Source organism: Nesterenkonia xinjiangensis (assembly GCF_013410745.1).
Lineage (GTDB): Bacteria > Actinomycetota > Actinomycetes > Actinomycetales > Micrococcaceae > Nesterenkonia > Nesterenkonia xinjiangensis.
On record NZ_JACCFY010000001.1, the window covers coordinates 1,032,423 to 1,044,787 of the forward strand.

Below are 12,365 nucleotides of genomic sequence, written 5' to 3' on the forward strand. Positions count from 1 at the left end.
GGCGGCCGCGCGACCGGTCAGGAGGAGACGACCCGGGCATCCCCCAGGACGTCGATGAGGTCGTCCAGCCACTCGACGTAGCTCGCGTAGGTGAAGGGGCGCTTGTCATCCCACTCGACGACCTGCCCGGCCTGAACCGCCGGCAGCCGGCCGAAGGCCGGGACGTCCTTCACCTGGTCGGCCGTGCCGGCGTAGCTCAGCACGACGTCGGCCGGGTAGTCCCCGACGCTCTCCCAGCTCAGTGAGGCCCACGCCGAGTCTGCGTCCGGGCCGGTCAGGGTGAAGCCGAGCTCTTCGAGCAGAGCGAGCTGCCCCAGCGTCGACTGACCCACGTAGAGCTCGTCATAGCCGTTCAGCGCGATGAGCGTCAGATCCGGGGAGTCGGAAGCGATGTCCCGCAGCACCTGCAGCCGCTCCTCGAAGTCCTGCGCGGCCTGCTCGGCCTCGGTCGAGTCGGTGTCGCCGCCGAGCGCCTCCGCCAACGACACGTAGTCCTCGATCACCTCTTGTACGGGGCGCCCTCCGAAGTCCACCCCCAGGAACGGCGCGACCCGAGTGGCCTCGGACTGGACCTGCTCATCCCACCAGGTCCAGCCCGTGCCGTCGTCGTCGCCGAACCCGACGATCAGATCCGGCTCCAGCGCGCCCAGCTGTTCGAGATCGAACTCACCCTCCCTGCCGACCACCGTCATCTGCGAGACGTCGGCTGCTCCGATGGCCACGGAGTCCTCCTCCGTGATGCCGTATCCGAAGACCCCGGCGGGGCGGATGCCGTACTCCCACAGCGCCGCGGCGGAGTAGCCGTCGACCACGAGCGACTCGGGTCGCTCGTCCAGGGTGATGGTGTTGCCGTACCCGGTGTCGGTGAAGCTCCAGGAGTCCGGTGCGTCCTGATCGGATGCGGAGTCAGTGGCCGAGACCGGGTCGCCGCAGGAGGTCAGGGCGAGGAGTGCCGCGGTGGATGCGAGGAGCAGCATCGTGCGACCCCGAAGTGTGGTGTTCATCTGCGTTCCTTAGGAGTGAGTTCCAGGCAGGTCGATCGGGCCGGCCAGGTGATGGGCAGCCCGCTAGTGGGCATTTTTAATCATATATATGATCTCTAATCAGGTGAGGCTACCCTGTGTCGTTGGGAGGCTATCACGGCGAGGACTCGTCCACGCCGACGCCCGCACCTCCGCCCATACCGAGAAGGGACGACAGATGGCACCGAATGGTGAACAGGCACACTCAGCCACCGGGATCCTGCTGGCCCGCGCGGACTCCGCCCCGAGGGCAACCCGGCACCCCCGGCAGAGGGAGTCCCGACAGCTCGTGCAGGATCCCCACCTCCTCGGCAGCGTGATGTTCGAAACTGCCTCAGAGACCCTCTGGAGCCTTCACAACCACCCCTGCGAACACGAACTGCTGTGGCCCCTGACCGGAGCCCTCACCGTCACCGCCGCGGGACGCATCTCAACCGTACTTCCGGGGCAGGGTGCGTGGCTGCGAGCCGGAGAGGGGCACGAGGTGTCTACTCGGAGGCCGACCCGCTTCGGCGTCACCTTTGTGCGGACCGATGCCCCCGGAATCGGCTCCCCGGCGACCGGCACCTCTGCTGTGACGCCGGCTCTGCGGGAGCTGCTCATCCACATGAACCGGGAGCAGCTCGATCTCGAGGCGCACCTTCGGCTCCAACGTGCCTGCCTCGACCTCATGACGCCAGCCCGAATGCCCCGCCCCTCTGTCCCGGTCCCGCAGGACCCCCGCCTCACCCCTCTGGTGCACGGACTGCTGGAGGACTGTGGTGACCCTCGATCACTCCATGAATGGGCCGAAGAGCTTCACCTCAGCACCCGCACGATCTCCAGGGCGCTGCACGCCGCGACAGGAATGCCCTTCAGCCGATGGCGGCGACAGCTGCGCATCCAGCAGGCCCAGACCCTCCTCGCCGACGGCGAGACTGTGACCAGCACCGCCTGGCAGGTCGGCTACCTCTCCACGAGTGCGTTCGTGGCCGCTTTCAGGACAGTGACCGGAGTCACTCCGGCGACTCTCATTCCGCCCGACGTCGACCAGACGCCCCTCGCCGACCGCTGACCGGATCGCGACACATTCTGTCCGTAATACGACACGTATCGAATCCCTTAATCACATAAGGTTAACCTGACCTTGATGTGTCACGGCCCGAGTGGGGAGCCCTCCGTGCGTGGTTACGGACGACGGGTTCGACCCCCGGGCGGAGGGCTCTCCGAGGCTCCTGATGCCCCTGATGAGAAAGGCCGCCATGACCTGTTCGACCGCCTCCGCCTCGCCCGCACGACGGCGTCTTCCGACTCTGTTCGCGGTGGCGCCGCTCCTCGCTCTGACCGCCTGCGGCGACCAGGGAACCACCGCGGAGGGCGCTGGGGAGGAGCCGACCGCCGAGACGATCACCTTCGACTATGCGGAGTTCACCGGAGAGATCCCTGCCGAGCCCGAACGAGTCGTCGTCATCGAAGGCCGGGCAGATCTCGAGTTCGCCCTGACGGTGGGGTACCCCGTGGTCGCGTCGGGGTTCTTCTTCGGCCGTGAGGGCGCCCTGTTCGACGAGCTGGATGAGCTGATCACCGATGACCTCGAGACCTTCGAGTTCGCCGACAGCCACGAACCCGACTACGAGGTCATCGCCTCTGTGGAGCCCGATCTCATCGTGATGAGGCAGAACGCCTACACGGGGGACTTCTATGGGCTGGATCGCCTCGAGGAGATCGCTCCGGTCCTCGCCGTCGAGACCGGCGTCGCCGACTGGCAGGAGGTCCTTCGCGACCAGTCGGCCGCGCTCGGCCGGGAGGACGCCGCCGAGGAGGAGATCCGGAAGTACCACGACCTGGTCGAGGTGATCACCGACAGGTCGGGCGAGGTCTTGGCCGAGACGACCCTCGCCTGGGGAACAGCCCTCGATGACGCCGGGATATACGTGATCACCAACTCGCTGGGCAACGCCGTCGCCGAGGATCTCGGGATGGCCGTGCCCCACTACGACCCGGAGGACGAGGACGGCCACTACGAGGTCTCCGAGGAGAACCTCGACGTCGTCGCCGATGTGGACGCACTGGCCATCTTCGCCTTCGACGAGCGCCCCGCCCTGGGCGATTCAGCCGCGTTCGGCCGGCTGCCCGCGGCCCAGGAGGACCGTGTGCAGTCCGTCGATCTGACCGTGAACCAGGGCCTCGCCCGTGCTGCACGCGCCATCGCGCTCGAACTCGAAGGAATGGTGAACGACTCATGAGCAGACTCGCACGGCTTCTCCCTGCCCCTCAGCGGGCCGCTCCCCCTCCGCGCCGCGAGACCTACCGGGCCTTCGCGACCACTGTCCACGCGGTCCAGGACCTCTCCCCGCGGATGCGCCGAGTGACCCTCGCCGCCCCGCAGTTCACCGACTACCTCACCAGCCGGGCCGACGACTTCTTCGCCCTTCTCATCCCCGGCGCCGACGGGCTGGCGCTTCCGCCCGAAGGACTGGTCGGCACGACCCCCCGCGGCCTCGTGACCGCCATCCCGGAGGCGCAGCGCCCGGAACTGCGGTGGTACACGATCCGCGACCATCGGCCCGACGCCGGGGAGATCGACGTCGACATCGTCCTGCACGGGTCCGACCCGGAGAGCGGACCCGGCAGCCGCTGGGCCTCCCGTGCGGAGCCCGGAGACACGGTGGGCTTCGCCGAGGGCAACGGCATCTACAATCCACCCGCGGCTGCGCACCACCAGCTGTTCTTCGCCGACATCACCGCGGTCCCCGCGCTGGCCGCGATCCTGGGAGCCCCGGAACCCAGCCCGGGCCAGCCGAGGCCCGGCCGCACCGCGATGGCGCACGTGGAGGTCCCCGAGGCCGAGGACATCATCGAGATCGACACCGACGTCGCCGTGCACTGGCACGTGCGGGGGAGCCGGAACCCCGGGTTCTCCATCCCGCAGATCCTCGACGGCGTCCCCCGTGGGCAGATCGACTACGCGTGGGTGTGTGCGGAGGCGGACCTGGTCAAGCAGACGCGTCGGCTCCTGGTCCGCGAGGGCGGAGTGTCCAAGGACATGATCACGTTCAGCGGCTATTGGCGCCGCGGGGCGGCCAGAAACTGACCATGTCCACGACCCGCACCTCGACGATCCCCCGCACCTCACCCTCACCGTCACCCTCAGCTCGCCGAGGAGCTGAGGCCTCCCCGAGCCTCTCTCCCCCGCAGTCTCCAGCGGCCCCCACACCCACGACCGCGTTCTCCGCCGTGCGACGCTCCGCTGCGCTGGTCGCCCTGGTCATCGCCCTGGCGGTCGCCGTCCTACTGAGCATCGCCGTCGGGTCGAAGGAGATCCCGCTGGGCACAGTGCTGGAGTCCTTCTGGTCCTTCGACCCCACCGTGGACGAGCACTTCATCATCCGCGAGATGCGTCTTCCCCGAGCCACCGCGGGAATCGCGGTCGGGGCCGCACTCGCCGTGGCCGGCGCCCTGATCCAGGCCCTGACGCGAAACCCGCTGGCCGATCCCGGAATCCTCGGGGTCAGCTCCGGAGCAGCCTTCTTCGTGGCCCTGAGCGTGGGGGTCTTCGGCGTCACCGCGGTGCTGGGCTATGTGTGGTTCGCGTTCGCCGGGGCGCTCGTCGTGACGGTGGCCGTCTACCTGATCGGCTCGGCGGGCGGAGGGACGCCGGACCCTCTGCGCCTCACGCTCGCCGGCGTCGCCCTGGGTGCCGTGCTGGCGGGCATCACCACCGGCATGGTGCTGCTGAACCCCGTCGCGTTCGACCAGATGCGTCAGTGGAACGCCGGCACGATCGCCGGGCGCGGATACGACATCCTGCTGCCGGTGCTCCCGTTCCTGCTGATCGGGCTGCTGCTGGCCCTCTCCGTAGCCGCCCCGTTGAACTCAATCGCCCTGGGCGAAGATCTCGCCGCATCCCTCGGCACCCGCATCGGACTGGTCCGGGTGGCCGTCATCGCCGCCGTCACCCTGCTCGCCGGAGGTGCCACCGCCATCGCCGGTCCGATCCTCTTCGTGGGACTCATGGTCCCGCACATCGCCAGATGGATCACCGGCCCCGAACAGCGCTGGATCCTGGCCTTCAGCATCGTGCTGGGGCCCCTGCTGCTCGTCGTCGCCGACACACTGGGGCGAGTCGTGATGCGACCCGGTGAGCTGCCGGTCGGCATCGTGACCGCGTTCGTCGGCGCACCGCTGCTGATCCTTCTGGCACGACGGCGAAAGGCCAGCCGCCTGTGACGGCCGCTCCTGACACACGCACAGTGGACTTCGGTCGATCCCAGCACGTCCTGCGCTGGGGCGGCATCTCGCTGCGCATCAGTTCACGGGCGGCTGTGGTCTGCGCGGTGCTGGTCGTGCTCTGCGCGATCGGGGCCGTAGCGGCCCTGGCCCTGGGCAGCTATGCGGTGAGCCTCCCCCAGCTGGTCGACGTCCTCCGGGGAGCCGACGACTCCTTCGCCCGCACGGTCGTCACCGAATGGCGCGCTCCACGAGCTCTGGCTGCGATCGTGTTCGGTGCGGCGCTGGGCATGTCGGGCGCGGTGTTCCAGGGACTGACGAACAACCCCCTGGCCAGCCCCGATGTCATCGGCTTCGCCGCGGGATCCTACACCGGTGCCCTGCTCGTGATCATCGTCCTCGGCGGAGGGTACGCCTCCGTGGCCTCCGGGGCGCTGCTGGGCGGCCTCGCCACCGCGACGATGGTGTACCTGCTGGCCTACCGCGGCGGCATCACCGGTTTCCGACTCATCATCGTCGGCATCGGAGTCGCCGCGATGCTCGGCTCGGTCAACACGTGGTTGCTGCTGCGTGCCGATCTGGAGGTCGCGATGAGCGCCGCCACCTGGGGTGCGGGGTCCCTCAACGGCATCACCTGGGAGCAGACTGGCGTCGCCACCGGATTCATCCTGGTGCTGTTCGTCGGAACCTGCGCGCTGGGCTCCTCACTGCGGCAGATGCAGCTCGGCGATGACGCTGCCCGCGCGCTCGGGGTGCGTCTCGAGCCTTCTCGGCTCGGGCTCGTGCTGACCGGGGTGGCGCTGACTGCTGCGGTGACCGCGGCTGCGGGCCCCATCGCCTTCGTAGCCCTCGCCGCCCCGCAGATCGCTCGTCGCATCGCCCGCACGCCGGGCATCACTTTGGTTCCGGCGGCGTGCACCGGCGCCGCCCTGCTGCTGGCAGCCGACGCGGTCGCCCAGCATGCGCTGCCCAGTCCGCTCCCGGTCGGAGTCGTCACCGTCGTCATCGGGGGCGGGTACCTGATCTGGTTGCTGATCCACGAGATGAGGAGACACGCATGAACGAGTCGCGGCTGCGCGCGGAGGCTGTGTCCATCGGATACGACGAGAGGACGATCTCTGAGGAACTGAGCGTCGAGATCCCACCGGACTCCTTCACCGTCATCATCGGGCCCAATGCCTGTGGGAAGTCCACCCTGCTGAGGGCGCTCTCACGGCTGCTGAAGACATCGGCCGGAGATGTCCTCCTCGATGGGAAGGACATCTCTGCGTACCGGACCAAAGAGGTCAGCAGGAGACTCGGGCTGCTTCCGCAGTCCTCACTGGCTCCAGATGGGATCAGTGTCGCCGACCTGGTGGCCCGTGGCCGGGCACCTCACCAGGGAATGCTGCGGCAGTGGTCCGCTCAGGACGAACGGGCCGTGGCAGACGCGCTGGCCGCCACGGGCACCACTGAGCTCTCGCCACGTCTGGTGGACGAGCTGTCCGGGGGTCAGCGGCAACGAGTCTGGGTGGCGCTCGCCCTGGCTCAGGAGACGCCCTTGCTGCTGCTCGACGAACCCACCACCTTCCTCGACATCGCGCACCAGATCGATCTGATGGAGCTGTTCACCGATCTGCATCTGCAGGGGCGGACGCTCGTCGCGGTGCTGCACGATCTCAACCAGGCGGCGCGGTATGCGACACATCTGATCGCGATGAAGGACGGGCAGGTCGTGGCCACCGGGGAACCCGCAGCGGTCATGACCGAAGCTCTCGTCGAGGAAGTCTTCGGGCTCCGCTGCCGGGTCCTGCCCGACCCCGTCGCCGGCACCCCGCAGGTGGTGCCGCTGGGGCGGGACCGTCAACGTCGACCCACAGAGGCTCCTGCCCCGATTCCGGATCCCGTGCCGTCACTGACCACCACGCTCGCCTGATCCTGAAGAGTCCTCCATGCTCGACCTGCCCTCCCGCCGCGCCTGCTCAGTCCAGCAGACCGTGGGCCTTCAGCTTGGCGACGATGTCCTTGCCGTCGGGGCCGTAGATCCACGGGATGCTGCGCCCCTCGACCTCCTGGAAGCCGGTCGGGGGGCGGGCGCCGTCGCCGGAGCCGAGCAGGAACTCACTGTCCGGGTCATTGGCACGGCCACCGGCCAACAGCGCCTCGGAGTAGGTCAGCTGGCGGATGATGACCGCGGTGACGGCCTGCGGATGCCGCCGGGCGAAGTCTGCGTAGATGGCCGGGTCATGCTGGCCGTCGTCGCCGATCAGCACCCAGGACATCTCCGGGAAGTCCTGGGCGAGGCGCTCGAGCTGCTCCTCTTTGTGCTGCCGGCCGGAACGGAACCAGAGCTCCTGGGTGGGGCCCCAGTCGGTGAGCAGCAGCGGGCCGTGCGGATAGAGGTTGCGGGTCAGGAATCGGGTGAGCGTCTGCGCCACATTCCACGCACCCGTGGAGATATAGATGACCGGCGCGCCCGGATAGCGGTGCAGCAGCCGCTCCATCATCACCGCCATGCCGGGGGTGGGTGTGCGGGCATGTTCGTCGAGCACGAAGGAGTTCCAGGCGGCCAGCACCGGGCGAGGCAGCTTGGTGACCACCACGGTGTCGTCGATGTCGCAGACCACGCCCGTGTGCGTCCCTTCGGCGATGATCTGCACCTCCGCACGGGTGGCCTGCGCCCCGAGCGCGCGCAGGGTGATCTGCTGCCAGCCGGGCTCGAGGTCAGTCTCAATGACGGTGTCGACCAGACCGCCGCGGTCAGCGACGACGTCGACGGTGCGGTTCCCCACTGTGATGCTGACCTCGGCGAAGGGCACCGGGGCGGAGACGAAGTTGCGCCATCCGCGCACCCCGTCGGCGATCACCCTGGCCACGCGGCGGCCGTTCTCGAAGTGGGAGTCCGGCGCCATGACGATCCGGGAGAAGACCCTCACCCAGCGCTGGGTTCCGTAGCCGGTGAGCGAGAGCACCGTGACGTGCTGGCGGCGACGGCGAGCCAGGTCGAGGCGGAAGCGGTGCCACCTGTCCTCGACCTTCATCGCCGTGTTTCGGTCCGGGTCGGAGTACTGCCGGCGCACGGATTCGTCGTTCTGGGCCACCTCGGTCACAGCACCATCCTGCCATGGTCGGGGCAGTCACAAGGGCGGGCAGCGGTGCACATCTGCGCTGGGCGAACCCGACTCACCCTCGCTGAAGCGCTCTGTCCCGGGACGACGCCCGGCGCACCGCGGGGTGCAGGACCCCGCACACGCCGGGCGGAGCCTCCCTGCGGTCTCAGATCGTCGTCCGCAGCGGAGTCTCGCGGATGAGCAGGTTGGCCACGATCGCGGGCAGGGTCATGCAGGCAGCCACCAGGAACATGACCCCGGAACCGTCGGCGAACTCCGGAGACGGCGCCCCTGAGACACCATTGAGCTGACTGACCGAGACTCCGGCCACCTGCAGCGCCATCACCGAGCCCAGGACGGCGGTGCCCGCGGCCCCTCCGAAGACCCGGAAGAACGCGACCAGCGCACTGGCCTGCCCCACCCGGGTGACGGCGACCGTGTTCTGCACCGCGAGCATCAGATTCTGCATCTGGGCGCCGAAGCCCAGTCCGACGAAGAAGATGACGCCCATGACCACGCGCAGGTCCGTGTGTGAGTCCACCGTGGACAGGGCGAACATCGCTGCCGAGAGCAGCATCGAGCCGATCACCAGATAGATCTTCCAGCGTCCATAGCGGGTGATCAGCCGCCCGGTGGTCAGCGAACCGATGAGGTTGCCCACCACCAGGGGCAGGATCATCATGCCGGACTCGGTGGGGCTCAGCCCGCGGCCGATCTGGAAGTACTGCCCCAGGAAGGCCGGCATCCCGAACAGGCAGACCGCGATCGAGGACGAGGAGATCACCGCCAGCAGGGTGGTGCGGCTGATCAGCATGCGGAGGGCGACCACCGGTTCGCTGCTCCGGCGCTCCACCAGCACGAAGACCGCCAGCAGGACCACGGCGGCGGCGAGGATCAGCCCGGACTCCCAGGACACCCAGGCGAAGAACTCCGGCGTGCCGGCGAAGGAGAGCCACATCAGCAGCAGCGAGGAGACGGCGACCAGCAGCAGCGCCCCGGCATAGTCCATACGGACCTTCCGCCGCACGTGTGGCAGGTGCAGGGTGCGGTGGACCAGCACCAGGGCGACGAGGGAGAGCGGCACACCGACGAAGAAGCACCATCTCCACCCCAGCGTGTCCACGGTGAGACCCCCGATGAGCGGGCCTGCGGCCGTGGCGGTGGTGAGGATCGCGCCGATGTAGCCCGCATAGCGGCCACGCTCCCGGGGGGAGACGATCGAGGCCATGATCGCCATGGCCAGGGCGCCGAGCCCGCCGAGACCCACACCCTGCACGAAGCGGGCCGCGATGAGCATCTCCATGGAGACGGCGAAGCCCGCCGCCAGCGAGCTCAGGAAGAAGATGATGTTGCTCAGCTGGAAGAGCCTCTTCTTGGACACCATGTCCGCGAGCTTGCCCCACACCGGAGTGGACGAGGCATTGGCCAGCAGCGTGGCGGCGACCACCCAGCTGTACTGGATCTGCGTGCCGTCGAGCTCCCCGACGATGACCGGCAGGGCGGTGACCACGATGTTCATCGCCAGCATGGCGGCGAAGAACACCGTGAGGATGCCGGCGATCGCCCAGCCGACGTCGCGCCGGGTCATGCCCTCTGGCGTGGACTGCGGCGGACGGCGGGTACGAGAAGACACGCGTCTTAGTTGCATTATCAAACGATCTTAGGGGCAGAATCCCGGATCCGCCAACGAGAGCGGCCCGGCACCTGCGCTCCGACGGGCGCACCGGGCAGACGCGGCCGCGACTGCCGTCTAGTCTGGAACGGTGACCGACACCCGCGCCGCCCGTCCTGCCAACCGGCCTGCCTCCGCCCCGTCGCTGCCCTCCCCTGCGCAGCTGCGCAGGATCGCCTGTCAGGCCGCCGACGACGTCGGCCCTGCCCTGGCCGCGGCGTTCCGCACCGCAGTGGAGACCGAGGAGAAGACCAGCGCCCATGACCTGGTGACCTGGTATGACTCCGCCACGGAGGAGCGACTCGTGGAGCTGCTGACCGCCGCCGTGCCGGACTCGCGCATCACCGGCGAGGAGGGCGGGGCGCAGGGAGCCGGAGCGGTGGAGTGGATCGTGGACCCGATCGACGGAACCTCCAACTTCGCCCACGGGTTCGCCATGTTCTCCGTCTCTATCGCCGCAGCAGTCGACGGCGAGGTGGTCGCCGGGGTGGTCCACGACCCGAGCAACGGCCTCACGTTCTCCGCCGACGACGCCGACGCCTGGCTGCGCCAGGCCGGCGGCGAGCGCGCCCTGACCGGGCGGGCAGTACGTCACACCGCCGGGGAGCAGCAGCTGAACCTGGTGACCAGCTACCCTTCGGCAGAGGCGCTGCAGATCGATGGGGCCGCCGCGCTGGAGACCTTCGGGGAGGCGATCAGCACCTTCTCCACGGTGCGTCGTCTGGTGTCCGGGGCGCTGGAACTGTGCCACGCGGCCGCCGGCTGGGCCGACGTCGTCTTCGGCGTGGACACCAGCCCCTGGGATGTCGCCGCCGGCATGCTGATCCTCCGCCGGGCAGGCGGGACCTATGAAGGGCTCGGCGCCGGGGCTGACACCCGGGGCGATCACCTGGCACCGCACTATCTGGCCTTCGCGCCGGGTGTGGACTCCCCCACGGCGCGGCGACTGGTGAAGGGGATCGCCGAACGCCGCGCAGGCTGAGGCAGAGCCCGCCACCACCTCGGACACCACTTCACCGAACCCGTCCGCGGATGCTGTGGCACGATGTCGTCATGCCGAAAAAGGTCGACCATCACCAGCGCCGAGAACTCATAGCGGCGGCCGTGATGCGCGTGGTGGCCCATCATGGCCTCGGGGCCGCGAGCCTACGGACTGTCGCCGCCGAGGCCGGCGTCACCGGCGGGATGGTCCAACACTACTTTCCCAACATGGAGGCGATGCTGGACTTCGCCATGCAGTCCGCCCGCGCTCGGTACGGCGAGCGGATGGAGCATGCTCTGGCGGCCCTCGGCGATAATCCGGAGCCCACCGCCGTCCTGGAGGCCGCCCTCATCGCGCTGCTGCCCCGCTCGAAGGAGGAGCGGGCAGACGGGCGAGTGGCACTGGCTTTCATGTCCCATGCCTCCACGAAAGCCTCGGCCACCAGGCAGCTGCGGGAAGACAATGAGGGGATGCGTGCACTGTTGGCCGACCACATACGGACCGCACGCGGCGGCTCAGCGGCATCTCTGGCAGACCCGCCCGACCAGGACGCTTCGCGAGCAGCCGCTGCACTGATGGCACTCACCGACGGCCTGGGGGTCCACATACTCAGCGCCGAGCTTGACGCTGAGGACGCGGTGGGAATTCTGAGACACCACATCGCACTGGTCCTTGCCTGAGCCCACTCCGCTCCGACTCTTTTGCAGTGCATCTGCAATGCAACGTGTTATACAATGCAGATGCATTGCACAACACGTTGCCCCGAAGAGAACCGGAGTGCCCCATGACGGCCATCCAGCACACCACCACAGATCCCGCCGACCTGGTGCATGCCGCCTTCGCAGCCCTGGAACGGCAGGACTTCGAGTCCGTTGTCAGCATGATGGTCGATGACTTTCGCATCAACATCGCCGGCATGCCTCAGCAGAAGCGAGGCATCCCTGCCTGGCGCCGGAATATCCAGATGATGTTCAACGCCTTTCCCGATCTCCAGGTGCACGTCCAGGACCTGTTCGCCGAGGACGACAAGGTGGCAGTGCGTGTGAGATTCACCGGCACGCACCAGGGAGAGTTCCTTGGGATCCGGCCCACCGGCAAGGAGATCGACTACCTCAGCAACGAGATCTACCGAGTGGAGCACGGGAAGATCACCGAGGAGTGGATCTGCTCGGATCTGATGACTCTGCTCCAACAGATCGGTGGTGTCTCCTCCGCTCGCCTGATGACTATGTGGCTGGTCGGCTACCGGACATGGTTCGCTCTGGCGAGCGGAATCGCGGGTGGAGCTGCAGCGGGCTTGGCGCTGAGGCGACTCGTGCGCTGAAGCCTCGCATCGGGCCGTTGCCCCTCATCGGAAACGGGCTTCCGCGACAGATGCCCCACACTGCACC

General features: G+C 68.4%; 12 protein-coding genes. 9 read left to right on the forward strand and 3 right to left on the reverse strand.

From position 1 onward, the window contains the following. Nucleotides 1-17: 17 nt before the first annotated feature. The gene (locus tag HNR09_RS04810) at nt 18-1,004 is read right to left on the reverse strand and encodes an ABC transporter substrate-binding protein (RefSeq protein ID WP_179541014.1); all 987 of its coding nucleotides are present in this window, start codon (nt 1,002-1,004) and stop codon (nt 18-20) included. Between the two features lie 502 nt (nt 1,005-1,506). Here HNR09_RS04810 and HNR09_RS16460 point away from each other — a divergent pair. From HNR09_RS16460 to HNR09_RS04840, 6 genes are all read left to right on the forward strand, one after another. Continuing rightward, nucleotides 1,507-2,076, forward strand: a complete 570-nt coding sequence (locus HNR09_RS16460) for a helix-turn-helix domain-containing protein (RefSeq protein ID WP_179541015.1) — start codon at nt 1,507-1,509, stop codon at nt 2,074-2,076. 187 nt (nt 2,077-2,263) lie between these two features. After that, entirely contained in the window at nt 2,264-3,247 is a 984-nt protein-coding gene (locus HNR09_RS04820) for an ABC transporter substrate-binding protein (protein ID WP_179541016.1), read from the forward strand. Continuing rightward, nucleotides 3,244-4,095 carry a siderophore-interacting protein gene (locus tag HNR09_RS04825; RefSeq protein ID WP_179541017.1) on the forward strand — a complete coding sequence of 284 codons (852 nt, stop codon included), beginning with the start codon at nt 3,244-3,246 and terminating at the stop codon, nt 4,093-4,095. The genes HNR09_RS04820 and HNR09_RS04825 overlap by 4 nt, the downstream gene beginning before the upstream one ends. Before the next feature lie 2 nt (nt 4,096-4,097). After that, complete coding sequence (locus HNR09_RS04830; protein ID WP_179541018.1) at nt 4,098-5,231, forward strand: iron chelate uptake ABC transporter family permease subunit; 1,134 nt, start codon at nt 4,098-4,100, stop codon at nt 5,229-5,231. A gap of 23 nt (nt 5,232-5,254) precedes the next feature. Continuing rightward, nucleotides 5,255-6,292: an iron chelate uptake ABC transporter family permease subunit gene (locus tag HNR09_RS04835; protein ID WP_179541019.1), complete on the forward strand. Its 1,038-nt coding sequence runs from the start codon at nt 5,255-5,257 to the stop codon at nt 6,290-6,292. Continuing rightward, complete coding sequence (locus tag HNR09_RS04840) at nt 6,289-7,146, forward strand: ABC transporter ATP-binding protein (RefSeq protein ID WP_179541020.1); 858 nt, start codon at nt 6,289-6,291, stop codon at nt 7,144-7,146. The genes HNR09_RS04835 and HNR09_RS04840 overlap by 4 nt, the downstream gene beginning before the upstream one ends. Before the next feature lie 46 nt (nt 7,147-7,192). Here HNR09_RS04840 and HNR09_RS04845 read toward each other — a convergent pair whose 3' ends face one another. Together HNR09_RS04845 and HNR09_RS04850 are read right to left on the reverse strand one after the other, a co-directional pair. Then, nucleotides 7,193-8,320 (reverse strand): App1 family protein phosphatidate phosphatase, encoded by a 1,128-nt coding sequence (locus HNR09_RS04845; RefSeq protein ID WP_343047449.1) that lies wholly within the window; start codon nt 8,318-8,320, stop codon nt 7,193-7,195. 166 nt (nt 8,321-8,486) lie between these two features. After that, nucleotides 8,487-9,908 (reverse strand): MFS transporter, encoded by a 1,422-nt coding sequence (locus HNR09_RS04850; RefSeq protein ID WP_246348724.1) that lies wholly within the window; start codon nt 9,906-9,908, stop codon nt 8,487-8,489. Between the two features lie 175 nt (nt 9,909-10,083). Between HNR09_RS04850 and HNR09_RS04855 the strand changes: the two genes are divergently transcribed. The 3 genes from HNR09_RS04855 to HNR09_RS04865 all read left to right on the forward strand — a co-directional run bounded on the left by HNR09_RS04855 (nt 10,084) and on the right by HNR09_RS04865 (nt 12,298). Continuing rightward, entirely contained in the window at nt 10,084-10,974 is an 891-nt protein-coding gene (locus HNR09_RS04855; protein WP_179541022.1) for an inositol monophosphatase family protein, read from the forward strand. A 71-nt stretch (nt 10,975-11,045) separates the two neighbouring features. Further along, a complete protein-coding gene (locus tag HNR09_RS04860; protein WP_179541023.1) occupies nt 11,046-11,654 on the forward strand; it encodes a TetR/AcrR family transcriptional regulator in 609 nt (202 codons plus the stop codon). A 104-nt stretch (nt 11,655-11,758) separates the two neighbouring features. Further along, nucleotides 11,759-12,298, forward strand: a complete 540-nt coding sequence (locus HNR09_RS04865) for an ester cyclase (protein ID WP_218881882.1) — start codon at nt 11,759-11,761, stop codon at nt 12,296-12,298. Nucleotides 12,299-12,365: the final 67 nt, after the last annotated feature.